Source organism: Pseudomonas sp. M1, assembly GCF_022760135.1.
Lineage (GTDB): Bacteria > Pseudomonadota > Gammaproteobacteria > Pseudomonadales > Pseudomonadaceae > Pseudomonas > Pseudomonas citronellolis.
On sequence record NZ_CP094343.1, the window covers coordinates 3,965,159 to 3,986,005 of the forward strand.

Sequence of the window (20,847 nt, forward strand, 5' to 3'; positions counted from 1 at the left end):
TGCTCCCCTGCCCGCCGATCCGGCGGCCGCGAACGTCCTATCACTTGTCCCGGTCGTTATATGGCGAGCCGGCGCGCGGGTGAGATAGTGGACCGATCGAATCGAGAGCCAGGCACGCCGCGCGTGCCGCGGCAAAGGGAGGAATCATGCACAGCCTTGGCATACTGGGCGTCGGCGAGCTGACCGAGAAGGTCGTGCGCGGCCTGCGCCGCAGCGGTTTCGACGGGCGCATCCTGCTGTCGCCGCGCAACCACGAGCGCTCCGCCCAACTGGCCGCGGACTGCCGCGCGCAGGTGATGGACAGCAACCAGGCGGTGGTCGACGCGGCCGAACTGCTGGTCGTCGGCGTGCGCCCCGACGCCCTGGCGGCGCTGGCCGACGAGGTGCGGGTGCCGCCGGGGCGCAAGCTGGTTTCGCTGGTCGCCGGCGTCGGCCTGGCGCAACTGGCCGGGCACTTCCCCGGAGCCCGCTGCGTGCGGGCGATGCTTTCCTATGCGGCGCAGTTCAACCAATCCACCGTGGTGGTCTGCCCGCCGGATGCGGCCACCGAGCGGGCGCTGCGAGCGCTCGGGCACCTGGTGGTGCTGCAGGAGGAAGCCGACTTCGAACTGGCCACCGTGGCCGCCTGCATGAACGGCTGGTTCTACTTCTTCCTCCACGACCTGCAGCAATGGCTGGTGGAAAAGGGCCTGCCCGCCGACAAGGCGCGCAGCCTGGTGCTGGACAACATGCAGGACTGCATCGCCAGCGCCCGCCACCACCCCGGCGTCGACCTCAGGACCCTCGGCCAGGCCATCGCCACGCCCGGCACCTACACCGCCAACGGGCTGGACATGCTCAACCACCTGCAGGCCAACGCCCACTGGGGCGCCGCCTGCGAAGTGGTGCTGGACGCGCTGCTGACCCGCTCGAGCGGGCCCGGCGCCTAGCGCCCCGCCCGCGACCGTTTGGCGCAACGCCGCGCCCTTCGCGCCAGCGGGCCTATGCTCCACCGGGTGGCGCCGCGCCGCCGCCCAACCCTCCACTCCCCGAAATACCGAGGTAGCAAGCAAGATGGCCAAGGCCGCCGATGTGGTTGTGCAATGCCTGGAGAACGAAGGCGTCGAATATGTCTTCGGCATTCCCGGCGAGGAGAACCTCGACCTGCTGGAATCCCTGCGCAAGTCGACGATCAGGCTGGTGCTGACGCGCCACGAGCAGTCCGCCGGCTTCATGGCCGCCACCTACGGCCGCCTGACCGGCAAGACCGGGGTGAGCCTGTCGACCCTCGGCCCCGGCGCCACCAACCTGGTCACCGCCGGCGCCTACGCCTACCTGGGCGGCATGCCGATGCTGATGATCACCGGGCAGAAGCCGATCAAGAAGTCCAAGCAGGGCCGCTTCCAGATCCTCGACGTGGTCGGCATGATGCAGCCGCTGACCAAGTACACCCACCAGCTGGCCTCGGCCGACAACATCCCCTCCCGCGTGCGCGAGGCCTTCCGCCTGGCCGAGGAAGAGAAGCCCGGCGCCGTGCACCTGGAGCTGCCCGAGGACGTCGCCGCCGAGCAGACCGACAGCCTGCCCATCCCGCGCAGCCTGTCGCGCCGCCCGCTGGCCGAGCACAAGTCCATCGAGGCCGCGGTGGAGAAACTGCAGGCCGCGCGCAGCCCGATCCTGGTGATCGGCGCCGGGGCCAACCGCAAGATGACCGCCAAGGTCCTCAAGCAGTTGATCGACAAGACCGGCATCCCCTTCGTCACCACCCAGATGGGCAAGGGCGTGGTGGACGAGCGCCACCCGCGCTTTCTCGGCAATGCCACGCTGTCCTCCGGCGACTTCGTGCACCGCGCGGTGGAGGCCGCCGACCTGATCGTCAACATCGGCCACGACGTGATCGAGAAGCCGCCGTTCTTCATGGTCCGCGGCGGCACCGAGGTGATCCACGTGAACTTCCGCTCGGCCGAGGTGGACCCGGTGTACTTCCCGCAGGTGGAAGTGATCGGCGACATCGCCAACGCCGTGTGGCAGATCGGCGAGGCGCTGCGCGACACCTCGCACTGGGACTTCGGCCGCCTGCTGGCGATCCGCGAGGCCAACGAGGCCCAGGTCGCCGAAGGCGCCGACGACGCGCGCTTCCCGCTGTACCCGCAGCGCCTGGTGGCCGACGTGCGCCGCGCGCTGCCGTCGGACGGCATCGTGGCCCTGGACAACGGCATCTACAAGATCTGGTTCGCCCGCAACTACAAGGCGCACATGCCCAACACCGTGCTGCTGGACAACGCCCTGGCGACCATGGGTGCCGGCCTGCCCTCGGCCATGGCCGCACACCTGGTGTACCCGCAGCGGCGCATCCTCGCGGTATGCGGCGACGGCGGCTTCATGATGAACAGCCAGGAGCTGGAAACCGCGGTGCGCCTGGAGATGAACCTCACGGTCGTCATCCTGCGCGACGACGGCTACGGAATGATCCGCTGGAAGCAGGCGAACATGGGCTTCAGCGACTTCGGCCTGGACTACGGCAACCCGGACTTCGTGCAGTACGCCCGAGCCTACGGCGCCCAGGGCCACCGGGTGGAAAGCGCGGAAGGCTTCCTGCCGCTGCTGGAGCGCTGCCTGAGCACGCCCGGGGTGCATGTCATCGACTGCCCGGTGGACTACTCGGAGAACGACCGCATCCTCAACATCGAGCTCAGAACCCGCAGCTCGGAAGTCTGACCCCCATGGACGCAGCGGCCCGCCCCGGGCCGCTGGCCAGCCTTCGCCCACTCGAATCCACAGGAGCATTGCATGCAACTGAAAGACCCTTCGCTCTTCCGCCAGCAGGCCTACATCGACGGCGCCTGGGTGGACGCCGACAACGGCCAGACCCTGAAGGTCAACAACCCGGCCAGCAACGAGATCATCGGCAGCGTGCCGAAGATGGGCGCCGCCGAGACGCGCCGCGCCATCGAGGCCGCCGACCGCGCCCTGCCGGCCTGGCGCGCGCTGACCGCCAAGGAGCGCGCCAACAAGCTGCGCCGCTGGTTCGAACTGATGATCGAGCACCAGGACGACCTGGGCCGCCTGCTGACCCAGGAACAGGGCAAGCCGCTGGCCGAAGCCAAGGGCGAGATCGCCTATGCCGCGTCCTTCTTCGAATGGTTCGGCGAGGAAGCCAAGCGCGTCTACGGCGACATGATCCCCGGCCACCAGCCGGACAAGCGCCTGATGGTGATCAAGCAGCCCATCGGCGTCACCGCCGCCATCACCCCGTGGAACTTCCCTTCGGCGATGATCACCCGCAAAGCCGGCCCGGCCCTGGCCGCCGGCTGCACCATGGTGCTCAAGCCCGCTTCGCAGACGCCGTATTCCGCCCTGGCCCTGGCCGAGCTAGCCGAGCGCGCCGGCATTCCGAAAGGCGTGTTCAGCGTGGTCACCGGCAGCGCCGGCGAGGTCGGCGGCGAGCTGACCGGCAACCCCATCGTGCGCAAGCTGAGCTTCACCGGCTCCACCGAGATCGGCCGCCAACTGATGGCCGAGTGCGCCCAGGACATCAAGAAGGTCTCCCTGGAGCTGGGCGGCAACGCGCCCTTCATCGTCTTCGACGACGCCGACCTGGATGCCGCCGTGGACGGCGCGCTGATCTCCAAGTACCGCAACAACGGCCAGACCTGCGTCTGCGCCAACCGCCTGTACATCCAGGACGGCGTGTACGACGCCTTCGTCGAGAAACTCAAGGCGGCGGTCGCCAAGCTGAACATCGGCAACGGCCTGGAGAACGGCGTGACCACCGGCCCGCTGATCGACGCCAAGGCCGTGGCCAAGGTCGAAGAACACATCGCCGACGCCGTGGGCAAGGGCGCCAGGGTCGTTGCCGGCGGCAAGCCCCACGCCCTGGGCGGCACCTTCTTCGAGCCGACCATTCTGGTCGACGTACCGAAGGATGCCGCCGTGGCCAAGGAAGAGACCTTCGGCCCGCTGGCACCGCTGTTCCGCTTCAAGGACGAGGCCGAGGTCATCGCCATGGCCAACGACACCGAGTTCGGCCTGGCCGCCTACTTCTACGCCCGCGACCTGGGCCGCGTGTTCCGCGTGGCCGAGGCCCTGGAATACGGCATGGTGGGCATCAACACCGGGCTGATCTCCAACGAGGTGGCGCCCTTCGGCGGCATCAAGGCCTCGGGCCTGGGCCGCGAAGGCTCCAGGTACGGCATCGAGGACTATCTGGAGATCAAATACCTGTGCCTGAATATCCAGTGAGCCTTCGGCACAAGTTCAGCTGACAACTTTCCGCCAGTGGCGCACCGGGAGTCGCCACTGGCGTTTTTTATTTTCGGGCCGCCGTTTTCAATATCGCATTAATTGTCTTTGTTCTTATATCCCGCACTCACGCCTCGCTGAATCATGCCCTCTCCGCCGAACCAACGGCAGACAAACCGAGGAACTTGCCCATGCCCGTAATCCGCGTCACCTGGTTCAATGACAAGAGCGACTCCGTGAAGGCGGAAGTCGCCGCGGAGTTCACCCGCGTACTGGCCGAGAAGACCGGCATGGACAGCCAGTGGATCCACGTCGTCTTCGAGAACGTCAGCCCCTGCGACTGGGCGGTGGCCGGCGAGCTGTTCGCCCGGCCCGGCGAGGATCCGGCCTAGCGGGTTGCGCCGCGGCGCCCGGCGTCGCGGCGCCCTTCCCGCCCCCCTGCAGGCCCCGCCCGGCGCGGCCTGCAGCCCGCGAGCCAGAGCACCCGCGGCCCTCCAGAAGGAATCTCCTATAAGTAGTCAGGCCTGTTATATGGCCGCCAAAGCCCTCGGTGAGATAGTGCTGACCAGGCTGTGGTTCGTATCTGTACGCCAGGAAAAGAAAGGATGCAGGGCCGCGCCGGCAAGCGTCGGCGCGACTTCCCGTGGCCGTGCCGGGCCGATGCACTCGTGCAGATAAAGCCACTGAACAATTCCAACAAGAAACAGCTGTTTGTTCCGCCGGCAAGCCTTGTCCGGCCCCCCATGGACAAGCATGCTGAGCGCTGACGGAGGCTCCATGTCCAACAATCACAAGATTTCATTGGAAGATGCATCGCTGAACAGCTTCCACAAGAAGCTGGCGATCTATTCTTCCGGCGCCCCATTCCTCGACGGCTACATACTGAGCATCATCGGCGTGGTGATGGTGCAACTGAGCCAGGCGCTGCAGCTGAGTTCGTTGCAGGAAGGCATGATCGCCGCGGCCTCGCTGGTGGGCATGTTCTTCGGCGGCTTCGTCGGCGGCCTGTTCACCGACCGGCTCGGGCGCAAGACGCTGTACGTGCTGGTGCTGGTGGTCCTGGCGCTGTTCTCCCTGTGCCAGTTCTGGGTCGCCTCCGCCTGGTCGCTGATCGCCCTGCGCCTGATGCTCGGCGTCGCCATCGGCGCCGACCACCCGCTGGCCACCTCCCTGCTGGCCGAGTTCCTGCCGAAGAAACAGCGCGGCTCCATCCTCGCCAGCCTGGTGATGATGTGGTTCGTCGGCGCCGCCGTGGCCTACATCGCCGGCGAGCTGATCCTGCGCAGCGCCGGCCCGGACGCCTGGCGCTGGGCCCTGGCCAGCGCGGTGGTGCCGGCGGTGCTGTTCCTGGTCATGCGCGCCGGCACCCCCGAGTCGGCCCGCTGGCTGCTGAGCAAGGGCCGCGTGCAGGAGGCCGACCAGGTGATCAAGAAGGTCTATGGCGAGCAGTACTCGGTGCGCAACCTGCCGGAGAAGACACCGGAGCAGCACGTCTCGGTCTGGTCGCTGTTCCACTCCAACTACGGCAAGCGCATCTTCTTCGTCAGCATCTTCTGGACCTGCTCGATCATCCCGCAGTTCGCCATCTACGCCTTCGCCCCGAAAATCCTCAGCACCATGGGCCTGACCGGCGAACTGGCGGCCTGGGGCGCGGTGGCCATCACCGTGATGTTCGTCTTCGGCTGCCTGCTGGGCGTCCGCCTGATCAACCCGCTGGGCCGGCGCAACATGCTCATGCACAGCTTCCTCTGGTCGGGCCTGGCCCTGTTGCTGCTGGGCCTGTGCCCGGACGGCGCGGCCCTGCTCACGCTGGTGCTGTTCGGCAGCTACGCGCTGTTCATCGGCGGCGCCCAGGTGCTGCAGTACGTGTACCCCAACGAGCTGTTCCCCACTGCCATCCGCGGTTCGGCGGTGGGCCTGGCGACCTCGCTGTCGCGCATCGGCGCGGCCGTCGGCACCTACCTGGTGCCCCTGTCACTGGATGGCATCGGCATCGCCAACACCATGTTCGTGGCCTTCGGCGTCTCCATGGTGGGCCTCTTCGTCACCTGGCTGATGGCCCCGGAAACCCGTTCCCTGGACCTGCACCAGGCCAGTTCGCTCAGCTACTGAACCCGACCGACAGGCAGCACGGGCCCGCGCACAGCGGGCCTCCTTGCCGTTGGCCGGAACCTCGACCCCGGGCCCCGCCCGCAGACGTACAGGTGGAAAAGATGGCATTCAAGAGAACGATCCACGCGGTGGACACCCACGCCGGCACGCCCATGCGCGTCATCACCGGCGGCGTCCCGCACATCCCCGGCGACAGCGTCTACGAGAAGATGAAGTGGCTGGAGGAAAACGACGACCAGTTGCGCAAGCTGATGCTGCGCGAGCCGCGGGGCTACCCGGCGCACTGCTGCAACATCATAGTGCCGCCGACGCACCCGGAAGCCGACGCCGGCTACATCATCATGGAGCAGATCGAGTACCCGGTGATGTCCGGCGGCAACACCATCTCGGTGGTGACCGTGCTGCTGGAGATGGGCATGCTGCCGATGCGCGAACCGGTCACCGAACTGGTGCTGGAGGCCCCCGCCGGGCTGATCCGGGTGAAGGCCGAGTGCAAGGACGGCAAGGTCAGGGGCGTCACCTTCCAGAACGTGCCGGCCTTCGCCGCGCACCTGGACGCGACCATCGACGTGCCGCACCTGGGCAAGGTCAGGGTCGACGTGGGCTGGGGCGGGATGTTCTACGTCATCGCCGACGTCCGCCAGTTCAAGGGCCTGGAACTGATCCCGCAGCACGGCGCCGAGATCGCCCGCATCTCCTCGATGATCCGCCAGGCGGCCATCGAGCAACTGCCGGTGGCGCACCCCGACTACCCGGGCATCGGCATCACCATCTCGCAGCTGTCCGGGCCCAGCGACGACCCCAGGGCCGACTGGAAGAACGTGGTGACCATGGCCTCGGGCGAGTTCTCCTGGGACGACCCGGCGACCTGGACCGGCGCGCTGGACCGCTGCCCCTGCGGCACCGGCACCTGCGCCAAGATGGCCACCCTGCACGCCAAGGGCGAACTGCCGCTGGAGCGGGACTTCCGCCACCAGGGCATCGTCGGCAACATCTACACCGGCCGGCTGATCGAGGAAACCCGCATCGGCGAGCGCAAGGCGGTGGTCCCCACCATCACCGGCAAGAGCTGGATCTACGGAATCAACACCTTCGTGCTGGACCACGACGATCCCTTCACCGAGGGCTTCACCATAGGTGACATCTGGGCTTAAGTGCCCCCGTCGTTCATGCTCCACCCCGAGGGCGCCTTCCCAGCCGAAGGCGCCCTCGGCGTTTTTCAGCCAGGCATCCAGGAGGATGGAAGAATGCAAATGATCGACGCCGCGCAGATCCGCGCGCTGCTGGACTGGGAAGGCGTGCTGCAGGCGCTGCAGCAGGCGCACCTGGGCGCGCGCCCCGCCGGCGACAGCTACTTCATCGGCGACGCCGAATACGGCCTGTTCAGCCGCGGCGTGGTGCTGCCCGGCTACGGCGCCGGGGTGAAGGTCTGCTCCATCTACCCCGCCGGCAACGCCGCGACGCCGCCGGTGCCGACCGAGCAGGCGGCCTTCATCGTCATCGACGAGGCCACCAAGGCCATTGCCGCCATCCTCGACGGCCCCGAGATCACCCGCTGGAAAACCGCCGCGGATTCGGCGCTGGCCGCCCGCAAGCTGAGCCGCGAGGACAGCGCCGTGCTGCTGGTCATGGGCGCCGGGCCCATCGCCCAGGCCCTGGCGGACGCCTACCTGCACATCCGCCCATCCCTCCGCGAGGTGCTGCTGTGGAACCGCACGGCCGCGAAGCTCATGGCGACCTGCGCCGAACTCCAGGCCAGGGGCGTGAACGCGCGGATCGTCGACGACCTCGACCCGGCCGTGGCCCGCGCCGACATCATCGCCTCCGCCACCAGCGCCCCCACCCCGCTGATCCGCGGCGAGCTGGTGCGCCCCGGCACCCACCTCGACCTCGTCGGCGGCTACCGCGCGGACATGCGCGAGGCGGACGACCAGGCGGTGGCCAACGCGCGTATCTTCGTCGACGACCGGGGCAGCGCGGCCTGCGCGGGCGACATCCTGGGGCCGCTGCAGGCCGGCGTCATCCAGCCCGGGCAGATCGAGGGCGATCTCTACGACCTGTGCCAGCGCTCCCCCTTCGCCCGCGCCGCCACGGAGCGCACGCTGTACAAGAACGCCGGCGGCGCCCACCTGGACCTGGTCGTCGGCCAGTACGCCCTGGGCCGGCTGAAAGCCCGGGCGAAGGGCCTGGGTGCATAGGGCGGAGTCCGCTCGGTTCCAGGAAGCACGGGCGTAGGAGCAACTGTCTTGCCGACTGCGCCGAGGCGCTCTTCGTACGATGGGTTGAGCCTTGGCGAAACCCATGCGGTGGTGGTGATGGGTATCGCTTCGCTCAACGCCATCCTACGGGGTGGTTTGCCGGCGGGCGTAGGAGCGGACTCTGTCCGCGATTGGACTCACCGGCCACGCCGGTCACCCTGGTGGCACAGCTAACGGCGGATAACCGTGATCAGGATGACTCAGCATTCACCGCCCACTCCGAACGGCCCCCTCTCCCTTTGGGAGAGGGTTGGGGTGAGGGGCGGAGCCAGGATTGGAACGCCTTCGCTGAACCAGGGCAGCGCTTGGATGAACAGCATTACGGGCGCAAAGGGACTTGACCTCCCGAGCAGACTCAGCGCACCGCCGCCACCCCCTGGCTGCGCGGGTTCGGCAACTCCCGCGCATTGACCATGGCCTCCGCCAGCCGGCGGAAGGTCACGGTGCCCAGCGGCTTCCCGCCCGGCGAGACCACCATGACGTCGCCGTCCGGCGCCAGCGCCAGCGTGCGCACCGCCTCCTCCACCGTGGTGCCGGCGGGGATGGTCATCCCGCTCGCAGCGGCGCCCGCGCGCGCCGGCGTCATCACCGCCTCGACGTGCAGCACCCGGCCGCGGTTGACCTCCTTGACGAAGTTCGCCACGTAGTCATCCGCGGGGCGCAGGACGATGTCCTGGCTGCTGCCCTGCTGGATGACCTGGCCGTCGCGCAGGATGGCGATCTGGTCGCCCAGGCGCAGGGCCTCGTCGAGGTCGTGAGTGATGAATACTATGGTCTTCCTGATCTCCTTCTGCAGGTCCAGCAGCACGCTTTGCATGTCCATGCGGATCAGCGGGTCGAGCGCCGAATAGGCCTCGTCCATCAGCAGCACGGGCGCGTCGTTGGCCAGCGCGCGGGCCAGGCCCACGCGCTGCTGCATGCCGCCGGACAACTGGTTGGGGTACTTCTTCTCGAAGCCCTTGAGCCCCACCCGCTCGATCCAGCGCATGGCGATGTCCAGGCTCCGGGCGCGGGGCAACTTCTGGATGTCCAGGCCGTAGACGGTGTTCTCGATCACGTTGCGGTGGGGCAGCAGCGCGAACTTCTGGAACACCATCGCGGTCTGCTGGCGGCGGAACCCGCGCAGCTCGGCCTGGCTCATCTTGACCACGTCCACGCCGTTGACCAGCACCTCGCCCGCGGTCGGGTCGATCAGCCGGTTGATGTGGCGGATCAGCGTGGACTTGCCCGAGCCGGACAGCCCCATGATCACCTGGATGCAGCCCGCCGGCATGTCCAGGTTGATGTCCTTCAGGCCCAGGACGTGGCCGAAGCGCTCCATCAGCTCGGTCTTGCCCATGCCCTGCTTCACCGCCTCGACGTGGGCCGCCGCGTCCGGACCGAAGATCTTGTAGAGATTGCGGATGCTGATGCCGTCGAACTGCCGCTCAGCCATGGACCACCTCCAGGTGTTTCTGCAGCCGCTGCCCGTAGGCCTGGCTGATCCGGTCGAAGATGATGGCGATGCCGACGATCGCCAGGCCGTTGAAGATGCCGAGGGTGAAGTACTGGTTGGCGATCGCCTTCAGTACCGGCTGGCCGAGGCCCTGCACGCCGATCATCGAGGCGATGACCACCATGGCCAGGGCCATCATGATCGTCTGGTTGATGCCGGCCATGATGGTCGGCAGCGCCAGGGGCAGTTGGACGTTCCGCAGCTTCTGCCAGCTGGAGGAACCGAAGGCGTCGGCCGCCTCGAGCACATCCTTGTCCACCAGGCGGATGCCCAGGTTGGTCATGCGGATCATCGGCGGGATGGCATAGATGACCACCGCTATCAGCCCCGGCACCCGGCCGATGCCCAGCAGCATGACCACGGGGATCAGGTAGACGAAGCTGGGCATGGTCTGCATCACGTCGAGCACCGGGTTGACCAGGCGCTGGAGGCGTTCCGAGCGCGCCATCAGGATGCCGATCGGCAAGCCCATGGCGATCGACAGCACGGTGCAGACGAAGATCATCGATACCGTGCGCATGGAGTCGTCCCACATGCCGAAGTAACCGATCGCCAGCAGGGTGGCGAGCGCGCCCAGCACCACCTTCAGGCTGCGGCTGGCGACCCAGGCGATGGCCAGGACGATGAGAACGATGATCGGCCAGGGCGTCTGCGTCATGAAACGCTCGGACAGCAGCAGGAACTTCTGCAGGGGGGCGAAGAAGTTCTCGATGCTATCGCCATGGCCACGGGTGAACGAACGGAAGCCCTCGTCGATGACCTGCTTGAGGCTACGCAGGGAGTCATCGTCCATCTGGGGAAAATCCTGAAACCAGCTCATGTGATTGCCCTTTTCCGATATGCCGGGCTCATTCTTGTTTTCTCCCGGCCGAGAGGGCGCAGCGCAATGGGTACGCACCGCGCCATGCTGCGCATTACAGAGCTGACTTGATCTTCTCGGCAGCGTCAGCGTCGACCCACTTCACCCAGACATCCGGGTTCCTCTTCAGGAACGCCTTGGCGCCGTCTTCACCGGTGGCCTGGTTGTCCGCCATCCAGGCCAGCATCCGGTTGACCAGCGCATTGGGCCAGGAGCGGGTCGAGAGGTACTTGTAGGCGGGGCCGGCGTGCTCCGCGAATGTCCTGGTCACGATGGTGTTGACCTCATCGGCCGGCCATTCATTGGGTTTCGGGTCCGGGCACTTCTCCACCTTGTTGCAACGGCTCCACTCGGCCTCGTCGTAGGGAGCACCCGAGGACAGCCGCACCATTTCATATTTGCCAAGCAGCGAAGTGGGTTCCCAGTAGTAGCCGATCCAGCCCTTCTTGCGCTCGTAGGCATGGATGAGAGAGCCGTCGTGGCCGGCCGCCGAGCCGGTGTCCACCAGGTTGAAGCCGGCGTCCCTGGCCTTGTAGGCCTTGTAGTACTGGCTGGCGATGACGGTGCCGCCCCAGCCCTGCTGCCCCGCGGACCAGGCGCCTTTCGACGGGTCTTCCGGGTCGGGGAAGAGTTCGGGGTGCTTCAAGGCATCGGCGATGGTCTTGATGTCGGGATGGGCATCGACGATGAACCTGGGAATGTAGATGCCCTGCACGCCGCCTTCGGTGAAGGCCTTGCCGGCGATCAGCAGCTTCCCTTCCTGGATGTTCTTCTGCGTGATGGGCGGCCGCAGGCTGGTCCAGGATTCGGGCGCCACGTCCGGCTCGCCCTTCTCCGCCATCGAGGTCAGGGTCGGCACGGTATCGCCCAGCACGATGCTGGCATCGCAGCCATAACCGTTCTGCAGAATGAACTTGTCCACCTCGGCGAGCAGCTCGGCGGAGGCCCAGTTCATGCTCGCGATCGTCACCGTGCCGCACTCCGCCGCCTGGGCAAGCGGCGCGAACCCGGCCAGGCCCAACAATAGCGGCGTGCAGGACAGCAGCGCTTTCATCGCGTGCGCCCCCTTACCTGCGGCACCGGCTCCTTGTGCAAAATCCAGGGTCATTTGTTTTGTTGTTTTCATTTACGACCACCCTCTTCTAGTTTCCGAAAGAGCACTTGGGGAACAACTTCACAAGCCACAGCGCCGGCCGCATTCGCTTGGCGCAAACCAGGCATTCCCGGGCCAAGCACTGATGTAACGGCTGACTTTCGATTGGAGTCCATCGACGGGCCGAGCGACCCGCCCCGCTCACGAAATCCTGACCGGAATCGATTCTGAGGCGGCCAGGGCTACGCGGCCTATAAGGAAAAGGACGATTGCCGGCAGAATTCGCACATTGCACCGTGCTGCAGGCCAGATGCGGGGGGCCTGCGGGCGTCGTGGCGCAGTGGCTGCGGTTTGTATGTAAACCCGCTGGGAAGCTCTACTCGCACGATCATCGGTCGAGCATGACGCTCGAGCATCTTGTTCAGGCAGCTTTCGGCTACACGCTCATTGCGCTTGGCTGGTAGCTACGCTTCGGCCCCTGGTCGACGATGTATCAACGGTTCCGTGATTGGCGAGACGAGGGCACGTTTGACCGAGTACTTGAGCGATTGCAAGTCCGGTCGAATCAGGAAGGTCTGTTTGATCTGGACACCTGGATGATCGACTCCAACGCAGTGCGTGCAACCCGAGCCTCTTCAAACGCCGGAAAAAAAGGGGGGATCGGAAGAGCCGCTAGATCATGCGTTGGGGCGTAGCCGAGGTGGCCTGACCACCAAGATTCACCTGATCTGCAGCGCTCCATGAAGCGCAAACCCAAGCCAGGACCGCCCTGGCTGTTTGATCGCCCGAAATACCGGCAGTTCGTATCCCGCACGGTCATCGCTGGCCTCGACCTGGTGCTCTCCAACGATCACCGCGGCGAGCTGAACACCTTGCTGCTGCATGCACCGGACGGGCGTCTGCGGCTGCGGCACCTGCTTCCGATGCTGACACCGCGCTATGACCTGGTGCTGATCGACGCCCAGGGCGCGCGCAGCGTGACCTTGGAAATGGCCGTGCTCGCCTCCGACCTCGCCCTGCCGCCGGTGACACCGGAAATCCTTGCCGCTCGCGAGTTGCGACGCGGCACCATGCAGTTGCTCGAAGACATCGCACCGTACCGGCACCTGGGAATAGTTCCCCCTCCCTTGCATCTGCTGATCAACCGCGTTCATCCCGTTTCATCCAACGCCAAAGTGATTCAACAAGCATTGAGAGACGTGTTCGATGACCATACCGGTGTGTATGTCCTTAATACTGGTATCCCAGCCATCGAGGTGTATCCACGTGCGTCCACGTTAGGTCTGCCAGTGCATCGCGTTGAGTATCGCCAACCCCTTGGTCGAGTTGCTCCGGCGGCACTGGACACCATGCGCACGCTGGCCGTCGAGCTGTTTCCGCAATGGCGTGAACGTCTTGCGCAGGTGACAGGCAAGCCCACAGCATCCACGGGAGCTCGTCATGACAAACGCGCATAAGCTGTCTCGCGGACACAAGCAACTACGCGCATTGGTCGAGTTCGCCCTTGCAGAAGGCTGGCATGCCAGTCGAACTTCCGGTGGTCACATCAAACTCACCAAGCACGGCTATGCGCCGATCTACACCAGCTCAACGGCAAGTGACCACCGGGCTGGCCTCAATGCACGAGCACAGATAAAGCGCGCAACTCGCGAGGCAAGCGTTTCCGGCACGGAGGATATGGAGGCCCTGGATGGCTGAGATAACCCCTCAGAACATGGCTGAGAAGCTACTCGCAGCGGGTTTCCAGCGCACAGAACCGTCTGCCACGGCCTTGAGCGATCCCATCGCCGATACGCCCATGGTCGTGATCCTGGATCAGTTGCGCCCCTACGACCACGGCCCCAGGAAGAAGCGCAAGCCGGCCTACGAGGAAATCAAGGCGTCCAATGGCTTCCACTCAGACACGACATCGCCTACCAGAATGACTTCGTGCGACGCCCGCCCTTGCCGAATGGGCTTGATTCGCAGGGTACCGTGCAACACGACTGCGGCTTCATCTTGCAACACCGTAAGCCCCGGCAGCTCAAACCGGATGCTGGCATCTCCCAGTGCCAATCGCCCGTACAGGCGACAGGGAACGTCTTCGCCGGGTTTGATCCAGTAGTTCAGCTCGCGAGCCAGGCCTTTTACCGAAATCGGCCCTCGCGGTGCGCTGATGCAGAGAATGTCGAGCAGGGAGTCCGGCGTAAGAGCGGTATCACGGGCGTGGAGAGTAGGCGTTTGCATGGCAGAAAGGCCCTCTCTACGAAGTGGTTTGCGCCTGTCTACATGGCAAAGCGCAGCCTTGGAGACTAGAAGGCACAGGTTGGTGCCGTCTGTGGGACTGCTCCGTAACCATCGCGCGATTGTGCTGCTGAAGTCCGCAAATACCGCTCGCAAGACTCTGCTCGACTCAACGACGAAGCAATCGGGCAAAAACTTGCCCGCACGAGCAAGCTCTTGCCCGTTTTTTATTCTTATGCATCAAAGACTTGAAAACAGGCGAGCAAGAGTTCGCTCGAATTCCCGCTCGAAAAAACACTTACGCGGATTTCCCCTTGTTTCTCTGCCACCGCCAGCACCCCAAAAAAATAACGTAAGCCATTGTCATAAAAGAACTTCTCAGCACCAGGAGGTCGATTGGCACGGGTTCTGCTCAAGCGTCTACGCCACCTATTGGCAACAGGGCTACTTCGCCCTTTTCACTTACACCATCCAAGGACAGAACACCATGCCAACTCCCGCGTACATCAGCATCCAAGGCAAGACCCAGGGCAACATCACCCAGGGCGCCTTCACCTCCGATTCCGTCGGCAACGTCTACGTCGAAGGCCATGAAGACGAAATCCTGGTCCAGGAAATCAAGCACCGCATCGCCACCCCGACCGATCCGCAGAGCGGTCAGCCGTCGGGCCAGCGCGTGCACAAACCCTTCGTATTCACCAGCGCGCTGAACAAAGCCACGCCGCTGATGTACCAGGCCCTGGCCTCGGGTGAAATGCTGCCCAAGGTCGAAGTGAAGTGGTACCGCACCTCCACCGAAGGCAAGCAGGAGCACTTCTTCACCACCCATCTGGAAGACGCCACCATCGTTGACATCGTGACGGCGCTGCCGCACGCCCAGGACGCCACCAAGGCCGAGTACACCCAACTGGTCGAAGTCTCCATGGCCTATCGCAAGATCACCTGGACCCACGCCATCGCCGGCACCGAGGCCTCGGACGACTGGCGCAAGCCGCAGGAAGCCTGATCCCGGCCCCCTGCCTACGGCCGGCGGCATAAGCCGCCGGCCGTATCGCGCTCATCTGCCGCAGGGGATTACCCCCGGCCTGCAAGGAGCACCTAATGCCCAGCCAATCCGACCTGCGTTTCACCTTCACCGTGGGCGAGACCGAGTTCGACGTCATCGAGTTCACCCTCGACGAGGGCCTCAGCGAGAGCTACCAACTGGCGCTGGAGTTGGCCAGCCGCGACCCGGCCATCGACTTCGCCAAGATTCTGGATGCGCCGGCACACTTCATCCTCTGGCAGGGCGAGCAACCGGTACGCCATGTCCATGGCCAGGTCAGCCGCTTCGAGCAAGGCACCACCGGCTTCCGTCGCACCCGCTACCGCGCCCTGGTCGAACCGCCCCTGGCACGGCTCGAGCTGTGCGCCGACTGGCGCATCTTCCAGCAAAAAACCGTGCCGGAAATCCTGAACCTGCTGCTCGCCGAGCACGGCATCGACCCCTACCAACAGAACCTCACCGAAGACCACCTCACCCGCGAGTACTGCGTCCAGGCCGGCGACACCGACCTGGACTTCCTCCTGCGCCTGGCCGCCGAGGAAGGTCTCTTCCACCGCTTCGAGCACCGCCCCGACGGCTGCACCCTGATTCACGGCGACCGCCTCTATATCCAGGGCACCATCGCCGGCGGCCCGGTACCCTACAACCCCACGCCCGGCGGCGACCGGCCCGAACCGGCCCTGCGCACCTTCACCTACGCCGAGCACGTGCGCACCACCCGCCAGACCCAGCGCGACTACACCTTCAAATACCCGCAGCACGATCAGCAGCACAGCGCCGTAGCCGAACGTCCACGCGCGGCCGAGCAGGACTACGAGCACTATGCCTATCCCGGCCGCTACAAGCAGGGAGAAAGTGGCGAAGCCTTCTCCCGTGACCGCCTGCGCGGCCTGCGGGGTGACGCGCAGACCGCCACGGTCGAAGGCGACGACCCGCGCCTGGTCCCCGGCCTGGCCTTCGACCTCATCGGCCATCCCCGCCAGGACTGGAACCACGGCTGGCGCCCGGTGCACATCCGCCATGAGGGCCGCCAGCACACCAGCCAGGCCGAAGAGAGCGCCGGGGCCGAGAGTGGCACCTACTACGGCTATACCGCCCAATTGGTGCCCGACCGCATCGAATGGCGCCCCGCGCCGCGGCCGCGGCCACTCATCCCGGGCCCGCAGGTGGCCACCGTCGTCGGCCCCGAGGGCGAAGAGTTCCACGTCGATGAATTCGGCCGCGTGCGCGTGCAGTTCCCCTGGGACCGCGAAGGCGCGCACAACGAACACAGCTCCTGCTGGATTCGCCCGCTGCACGGCTGGGCCGGCAGCGGCTGGGGGCAAATCACCCTGCCGCGCATCGGCCAGGAGGTCATCGTCGACTTCCTCGATGGCGACCCGGACCAACCCGTGGTCGCGGGCCGCAGCTACCGGGTGGGCAACCGCCCGCCCTACGAACTACCCAGGCACCAGGTGCTCAGCACCCTCAAGAGCAAGGAACACAAGGGCCAGCGCGCCAGCGAGCTGCGCCTGGACGACACCACCAGCGAAATCAGCGCCGCGCTGATGAACGACCATGGCCAAAGCCATCTCCACCTGGGCTACCTCACCCACCCGCGGCCCGACGGCGGCCAGCCGCGCGGCGAAGGCTTCGAGCTGCGCACCGACCTGCACGGCGCCTTGCGTGCGGCGCAGGGCATGCTGCTCAGCACCGAGGCACAAGCCAACGCCAACGGCGGCCTGCTCGACCGCGCGCAACTGGTCAGCACCCTGGAGGCGGCGCTGGAGCTGGCCAGGACCCTGGGCGACTACGCCGGTGAACACCAGGGCCTGGCCCACCAGGCCAAGCCCCAGGAAAACCTGACCGAGGCCGTGCGCGCCATGGGCCATGGCGCCAACGACCAGGCCGACGGCGGCGGCAATGGCAGTGAACCGGTCATCGCCCTCTCCGCCCCGGCCGGCATCGCCCTGGCCAGCCCGCGCAGCATCGCCCTGGGCGCCGGCGAGCACATCGATGCCGTCGCGCGCGAGCAGGTGCAACTGACCGCCGGCGAACAGATGCTGCTCAACGCCGGCCAGGGCCTGGGTGCCTTTGCCCAGAGCGGCGACATGCGCCACATCGCTCACCAGGGCCAGTTGCTCCTGCAGGCGCAGCACAACAGCGTTCGTCTGGAGGCCGACCAGAGCGTGGAGGTCTCGGCCAGTCAGCAACATATAGTCGCCACAGCCAAGACGCACCTCACCCTGCTGTGCGGTGGCGCCTACGTGAAGATCGCCGACGGCAATATTGAGATGGGCATGCCGGGCAACTTCACCGTCAAAGCAGCCAAGCACAGTCTTGTTGGACCTGCGAATGCTGATTCCAGCCTGCCGTTGTTCAAATCCCCGTCTACAGGGGAGTTCGAGGGGCGCTACCGCTTACGGAAAACTGATGAGCGTGCCTTCCAGGGCTATCGCTATAAGTTGATGAGCGGCGGTCAGCTGTTAGCAGAAGGCTGGACCAGTGACGAGGGCGAAACCGAACTCATTGAGACCGGAGCGCCGCGCGCTATTCAAGCCTACAAAACCGTCATGCGGGACGACCAACGTATTACTGAAGATTGGGCTTCGCAGCTTGCTACTGTCGACGATGCGCGTCCACACAAGGACTCGCCTTCGCCTTTCGATGACGAGTTCATGGACGAATACCTGCCGGAGGAAGCCTGATGCCTGCTCCCATCGCTGCTGCCCTCATCTGGGGTTATCGTGCCTATCGGATTCATCAGGCGTATGAGGCTGCACAGACAGCCAAGGAAGTCGCGCGAATGGCCAGCGATATCGCCAAGCGCCGGGAAGAGGTCAAGCGTGTCCTCAAAAGCGTCATAGAAAGCTTCTCGAAGGAGATTCACGAGAAAAGTTCAACTTTTGCAAAGGTGGATGCTGGTGGCCGCAGTACCGTTTCACGTCGTGGTGCTGAAGGTGCAACCTACAAGGAATACATCGAACGAAAAATCCCGTTCCGGCCTGCCATCAGCGTTGCGTGCAATTGGGCGCTGTCTTCTCCTCTCAAAGTGCCTCGGCGGATACGCAAGAAGATTCCCGGAAGTGTCATAGAAACGACCATCGAAGTGGCGCTCAAGCAGACCACTGCATCACTGGTATTCGAAGCTATCGACAATGCGCTGGATTGGAAAAGCCCGCTGAAGGCTGAGCCAAACTATCTGAACGGCCAACCACTGTTGGGTGAGCCGGCGACGAAGCCCAAGCGCACCAGTGAGATTTTTCCGTTCTGGCCGCGACCGCGTGGCAGCCTTGCTCCGGATTTGGTGATTGTCGAATATCGGCAGCAGCCGTTCCACGTGCCCAACGTGTTTGTGGTCGTGGAGATTAAATTTCCGAATGATTGGGTTAAACAAAAACAGCTGAGTGAGTACGCAGATCTAATGCAGAAGAACAAAAGAAAAGTCGCTCTTCTGCGAGTGCCAGAGGACTGTACTGGTTACACAGCTTCAGAGGATGGAAAGGGTGGGAGAACATCAGGACAGGCCGGGGGAAAGGGAAGGAGATAAAAATGAATACAACTTATAGATTGTTCTCCCAGGAAATTCTGGACGATTTCATGGCCATGCTTAGAGAGTGGCCAAATTCGTACTATGAAATAGACGGAGCTGAATACGCCATTAGTCCTTTTGTGACGTTCTATTTTAAATACGAATCAGAGCGTTATTTGAATGTTTCGGAGACAATGATCAAAGTGCATGAGGATTTCGAGCGTCTGCTTGGTTATCCGTACAAGGTTGCTACGCATCCGGACTCGGAGCGACCGCACCCTTATGATTCAAAGCGACTCGGGGACCTGCGTCAGTGGGCACAAAAAACTCAATGTGGCAAGAGCTTCGAATTTAACTTTACTGATGAAAATAACCATCGGAGTTCTCCGGCAACCGCTGGTTATTTCTGGCGAGATGCCTCTCGCGCCTGGAGCGAAGACAACTATTCATACTTGCAGTTTTATTACCGTTGGCAGTGGTGGCTAGATAATCAGGATGTATGGCGCCGCTTTGTATGCGACACCATCGAACGACTGGGGCCTGAACAGGTATACAGTGGATTTGCCATGGCTAACCCCCTGGAGTTCGGTGCCCGTTCCGAGGTGGCCGTGTGGGATAGGGCGCTGACACCTTATTTTTATGGGTTAGATACCGACTATCCCTTCGGAATGAATCTAACTCCGGACTTGCCTTCCGGGCTTCGACCTCCAACATGGGGGTTCTTCCTGTCTGACCTCTGGCGTGAAAAGCTCTCGCTGGAACGTGACGCTGTGCGTGCAGTGCTGGTTGATCCCCGCATTCGTATTGACGACCTGAATTGCGGCCAGTGGATCGAATTAGGCGCCCAGCCCGAACTGTATCCGGTAGAAGATGGTGTACCCGAACTCCCGATTCTACTGAACCAATTGCTGCGCCCATTGCGGCATTCTAAGTTGGACTTGCTCGGTTTCGGAGAGTGGGATGGCGACCCCAACGAGCGCTTCACCTTGGCCGACAACCAGCGCTGGCTAGCCCGTTTCGATGAGGATAGCGATTGGCCTACGCCCCAGATTCGCGGGCGAGCACCAGATGCGCCACGCATAGAACCCGCAGCTTCGCATGTCATAGGCGGCGAACCTTGCCCACTCACTGGTTGGTGGCGTACTACAGCTAAGCACGATACCCGAGAGCATTTTGACCAGGGCGAAGTCATGCCTTCGTTCCACACGGACACACTCCATGGTTTAACGCTCTGGCAGTGGGATACGGATCAGCGCGAACCCTCCGCGATGCCACAGGAGCCTGCGCGTATAGCCAACAGTGGCGATCCGGCGCCTCGTACCGGGCAATGGCAGGAGGTCGGTAATCCCAGCGTGCTGTTCTGTGCGCATGACCTTGGTGACCCCTTGCCTGTGCATCAAGAACGTTCGGTGTCATGGCAGTGGATCGAGGCGCCCACGCCGGGCCTGCGTGCCAACTCCGGCCAACCTTGCCCCTATCCGGGCGTGTGGAGTTGCGAAGACTGGCCGACCGGGGAACAGACTTTCATGCATGGTGTGTCTATGCCACAGGTCGGGGGACGTAGTGTGACCTGGAAGTTGGTGCGAGGGATTTGACATGTTATAGGGAGCTATATCGGTTATATCGAGTGACATGAAAATGACCAAGGGAACGGCCCCATGCTCTAGTTGGTCTGATTTCACCAAAGAGTGGCGATAGGAAGAGTTCAAACACCGCGCGCGACGGCACCGTGAAGGCGTGGGAGGGGCCGACCGCCATGCAGCGCATGGGTGGGGACGACTATCTGGAAGGTGGCTTTGACCAAATCGTCATGCACCCCTGGGAGAGCGTGCGCAACATGAAGGGAGACAACCTGGTGGAAGACATCAATTTCCCGGACATGGTCGAAGGCAGCACGCTGCCAAAGCCGGGAAAAATCCGCGTTTCCCCCACCGATTCACGAATCGACGGTCCCCACCCGACAGGCTGGGGATTCAAGGACTTTGTCGATCAGCATGAGCTGATCGGCCTGCCCAATCCCAACAGGTAAC

18 protein-coding genes and 3 pseudogenes are annotated in these 20,847 nt (G+C 64.2%); 17 read left to right on the forward strand and 4 right to left on the reverse strand.

Annotated features, from left to right (window positions below):
* The first annotated feature begins 146 nt into the window (after positions 1–146).
* The 8 genes from PM1_RS17530 to PM1_RS17565 all read left to right on the forward strand — a co-directional run bounded on the left by PM1_RS17530 (position 147) and on the right by PM1_RS17565 (position 8,531).
* The gene (locus PM1_RS17530) at positions 147–929 is read left to right on the forward strand and encodes an NAD(P)-binding domain-containing protein (protein WP_009619754.1); all 783 of its coding nucleotides are present in this window, start codon (positions 147–149) and stop codon (positions 927–929) included.
* Positions 930–1,053: 124 nt separating this feature from the next.
* Positions 1,054–2,697, forward strand: coding sequence for an acetolactate synthase large subunit (locus PM1_RS17535; protein ID WP_009619753.1), 1,644 nt, complete (start codon positions 1,054–1,056; stop codon positions 2,695–2,697).
* Positions 2,698–2,769: 72 nt separating this feature from the next.
* The gene (gene gabD / locus PM1_RS17540) at positions 2,770–4,221 is read left to right on the forward strand and encodes an NADP-dependent succinate-semialdehyde dehydrogenase (RefSeq protein WP_009619752.1); all 1,452 of its coding nucleotides are present in this window, start codon (positions 2,770–2,772) and stop codon (positions 4,219–4,221) included.
* Positions 4,222–4,412: 191 nt separating this feature from the next.
* Positions 4,413–4,613, forward strand: coding sequence for a tautomerase family protein (locus PM1_RS17545; protein ID WP_009619751.1), 201 nt, complete (start codon positions 4,413–4,415; stop codon positions 4,611–4,613).
* Positions 4,614–4,826: 213 nt separating this feature from the next.
* On the forward strand, positions 4,827–4,988 hold the full coding sequence (locus PM1_RS17550; RefSeq protein ID WP_009619750.1) for a hypothetical protein: 162 nt from the start codon (positions 4,827–4,829) through the stop codon (positions 4,986–4,988).
* Positions 4,989–4,998: 10 nt separating this feature from the next.
* On the forward strand, positions 4,999–6,333 hold the full coding sequence (locus tag PM1_RS17555; protein WP_009619749.1) for an MFS transporter: 1,335 nt from the start codon (positions 4,999–5,001) through the stop codon (positions 6,331–6,333).
* Positions 6,334–6,434: 101 nt separating this feature from the next.
* The gene (locus PM1_RS17560) at positions 6,435–7,487 is read left to right on the forward strand and encodes a proline racemase family protein (RefSeq protein WP_009619748.1); all 1,053 of its coding nucleotides are present in this window, start codon (positions 6,435–6,437) and stop codon (positions 7,485–7,487) included.
* Positions 7,488–7,580: 93 nt separating this feature from the next.
* Positions 7,581–8,531 (forward strand): ornithine cyclodeaminase family protein, encoded by a 951-nt coding sequence (locus tag PM1_RS17565; RefSeq protein WP_009619747.1) that lies wholly within the window; start codon positions 7,581–7,583, stop codon positions 8,529–8,531.
* 415 nt (positions 8,532–8,946) lie between these two features.
* On the opposite strand, the gene PM1_RS17570 is transcribed toward PM1_RS17565, so the two are convergent.
* The 3 genes from PM1_RS17570 to PM1_RS17580 form a co-directional block, all read right to left on the reverse strand.
* Positions 8,947–10,026, reverse strand: coding sequence for a quaternary amine ABC transporter ATP-binding protein (locus PM1_RS17570; RefSeq protein ID WP_009619745.1), 1,080 nt, complete (start codon positions 10,024–10,026; stop codon positions 8,947–8,949).
* On the reverse strand, positions 10,019–10,879 hold the full coding sequence (locus PM1_RS17575) for an ABC transporter permease (RefSeq protein WP_009619743.1): 861 nt from the start codon (positions 10,877–10,879) through the stop codon (positions 10,019–10,021). Before PM1_RS17575 ends, PM1_RS17570 begins: the two co-directional genes overlap by 8 nt.
* Before the next feature lie 121 nt (positions 10,880–11,000).
* Positions 11,001–12,071, reverse strand: a complete 1,071-nt coding sequence (locus PM1_RS17580; protein WP_009619742.1) for an ABC transporter substrate-binding protein — start codon at positions 12,069–12,071, stop codon at positions 11,001–11,003.
* Positions 12,072–12,505: 434 nt separating this feature from the next.
* Between PM1_RS17580 and PM1_RS17585 the strand changes: the two are divergent.
* The 4 genes and pseudogenes from PM1_RS17585 to PM1_RS17600 form a co-directional block, all read left to right on the forward strand.
* A pseudogene (locus PM1_RS17585) lies at positions 12,506–12,776 on the forward strand (IS5/IS1182 family transposase); the annotation flags it as partial.
* A gap of 59 nt (positions 12,777–12,835) precedes the next feature.
* Positions 12,836–13,495 (forward strand): annotated as a pseudogene (locus tag PM1_RS17590) (ParA family protein); the annotation flags it as partial.
* Positions 13,479–13,736, forward strand: a complete 258-nt coding sequence (locus tag PM1_RS17595) for a hypothetical protein (protein ID WP_082033894.1) — start codon at positions 13,479–13,481, stop codon at positions 13,734–13,736. The pseudogene PM1_RS17590 and the gene PM1_RS17595, both read left to right, overlap by 17 nt.
* Positions 13,729–13,923 (forward strand): annotated as a pseudogene (locus PM1_RS17600) (ParB family protein); the annotation flags it as partial. The gene PM1_RS17595 and the pseudogene PM1_RS17600, both read left to right, overlap by 8 nt.
* On the opposite strand, the gene PM1_RS17605 reads toward PM1_RS17600, so the two are convergent.
* Positions 13,902–14,264 carry a hypothetical protein gene (locus PM1_RS17605; protein WP_024128368.1) on the reverse strand — a complete coding sequence of 121 codons (363 nt, stop codon included), beginning with the start codon at positions 14,262–14,264 and terminating at the stop codon, positions 13,902–13,904. The pseudogene PM1_RS17600 and the gene PM1_RS17605 sit on opposite strands and share 22 nt — an antisense overlap.
* Positions 14,265–14,748: 484 nt before the next feature.
* On the opposite strand from PM1_RS17605, the gene PM1_RS17610 reads away from it, so the two are divergent.
* From PM1_RS17610 to PM1_RS17630, 5 genes are all read left to right on the forward strand, one after another.
* The gene (locus tag PM1_RS17610; protein WP_009619740.1) at positions 14,749–15,267 is read left to right on the forward strand and encodes an Hcp family type VI secretion system effector; all 519 of its coding nucleotides are present in this window, start codon (positions 14,749–14,751) and stop codon (positions 15,265–15,267) included.
* Positions 15,268–15,362: 95 nt separating this feature from the next.
* Complete coding sequence (locus PM1_RS17615; protein ID WP_009619739.1) at positions 15,363–17,993, forward strand: type VI secretion system Vgr family protein; 2,631 nt, start codon at positions 15,363–15,365, stop codon at positions 17,991–17,993.
* Complete coding sequence (locus PM1_RS17620) at positions 17,993–18,835, forward strand: VRR-NUC domain-containing protein (protein ID WP_009619735.1); 843 nt, start codon at positions 17,993–17,995, stop codon at positions 18,833–18,835. The genes PM1_RS17615 and PM1_RS17620 overlap by 1 nt, the downstream gene beginning before the upstream one ends.
* A 2-nt stretch (positions 18,836–18,837) precedes the next feature.
* Positions 18,838–20,412, forward strand: a complete 1,575-nt coding sequence (locus tag PM1_RS17625; protein WP_009619733.1) for a type VI immunity family protein — start codon at positions 18,838–18,840, stop codon at positions 20,410–20,412.
* A 161-nt stretch (positions 20,413–20,573) separates the two neighbouring features.
* Positions 20,574–20,846 carry a hypothetical protein gene (locus PM1_RS17630; protein WP_009619731.1) on the forward strand — a complete coding sequence of 91 codons (273 nt, stop codon included), beginning with the start codon at positions 20,574–20,576 and terminating at the stop codon, positions 20,844–20,846.
* Position 20,847 lies beyond the last annotated feature (1 nt).

Bases quoted from the DNA above. Each gene is read 5' to 3' on its own strand.
- PM1_RS17530 (WP_009619754.1), top strand. From the start codon at position 147: ATGCACAGCCTTGGCATACTGGGCGTCGGCGAGCTGACCGAGAAGGTC.
- PM1_RS17535 (WP_009619753.1), top strand. From the start codon at position 1,054: ATGGCCAAGGCCGCCGATGTGGTTGTGCAATGCCTGGAGAACGAAGGC.
- gabD (WP_009619752.1), top strand. From the start codon at position 2,770: ATGCAACTGAAAGACCCTTCGCTCTTCCGCCAGCAGGCCTACATCGAC.
- PM1_RS17545 (WP_009619751.1), top strand. From the start codon at position 4,413: ATGCCCGTAATCCGCGTCACCTGGTTCAATGACAAGAGCGACTCCGTG.
- PM1_RS17550 (WP_009619750.1), top strand. From the start codon at position 4,827: ATGCAGGGCCGCGCCGGCAAGCGTCGGCGCGACTTCCCGTGGCCGTGC.
- PM1_RS17555 (WP_009619749.1), top strand. From the start codon at position 4,999: ATGTCCAACAATCACAAGATTTCATTGGAAGATGCATCGCTGAACAGC.
- PM1_RS17560 (WP_009619748.1), top strand. From the start codon at position 6,435: ATGGCATTCAAGAGAACGATCCACGCGGTGGACACCCACGCCGGCACG.
- PM1_RS17565 (WP_009619747.1), top strand. From the start codon at position 7,581: ATGCAAATGATCGACGCCGCGCAGATCCGCGCGCTGCTGGACTGGGAA.
- PM1_RS17570 (WP_009619745.1), bottom strand. From the start codon at position 10,026: ATGGCTGAGCGGCAGTTCGACGGCATCAGCATCCGCAATCTCTACAAG.
- PM1_RS17575 (WP_009619743.1), bottom strand. From the start codon at position 10,879: ATGGACGATGACTCCCTGCGTAGCCTCAAGCAGGTCATCGACGAGGGC.
- PM1_RS17580 (WP_009619742.1), bottom strand. From the start codon at position 12,071: ATGAAAACAACAAAACAAATGACCCTGGATTTTGCACAAGGAGCCGGT.
- PM1_RS17595 (WP_082033894.1), top strand. From the start codon at position 13,479: ATGACAAACGCGCATAAGCTGTCTCGCGGACACAAGCAACTACGCGCA.
- PM1_RS17605 (WP_024128368.1), bottom strand. From the start codon at position 14,264: ATGCAAACGCCTACTCTCCACGCCCGTGATACCGCTCTTACGCCGGAC.
- PM1_RS17610 (WP_009619740.1), top strand. From the start codon at position 14,749: ATGCCAACTCCCGCGTACATCAGCATCCAAGGCAAGACCCAGGGCAAC.
- PM1_RS17615 (WP_009619739.1), top strand. From the start codon at position 15,363: ATGCCCAGCCAATCCGACCTGCGTTTCACCTTCACCGTGGGCGAGACC.
- PM1_RS17620 (WP_009619735.1), top strand. From the start codon at position 17,993: ATGCCTGCTCCCATCGCTGCTGCCCTCATCTGGGGTTATCGTGCCTAT.
- PM1_RS17625 (WP_009619733.1), top strand. From the start codon at position 18,838: ATGAATACAACTTATAGATTGTTCTCCCAGGAAATTCTGGACGATTTC.
- PM1_RS17630 (WP_009619731.1), top strand. From the start codon at position 20,574: ATGCAGCGCATGGGTGGGGACGACTATCTGGAAGGTGGCTTTGACCAA.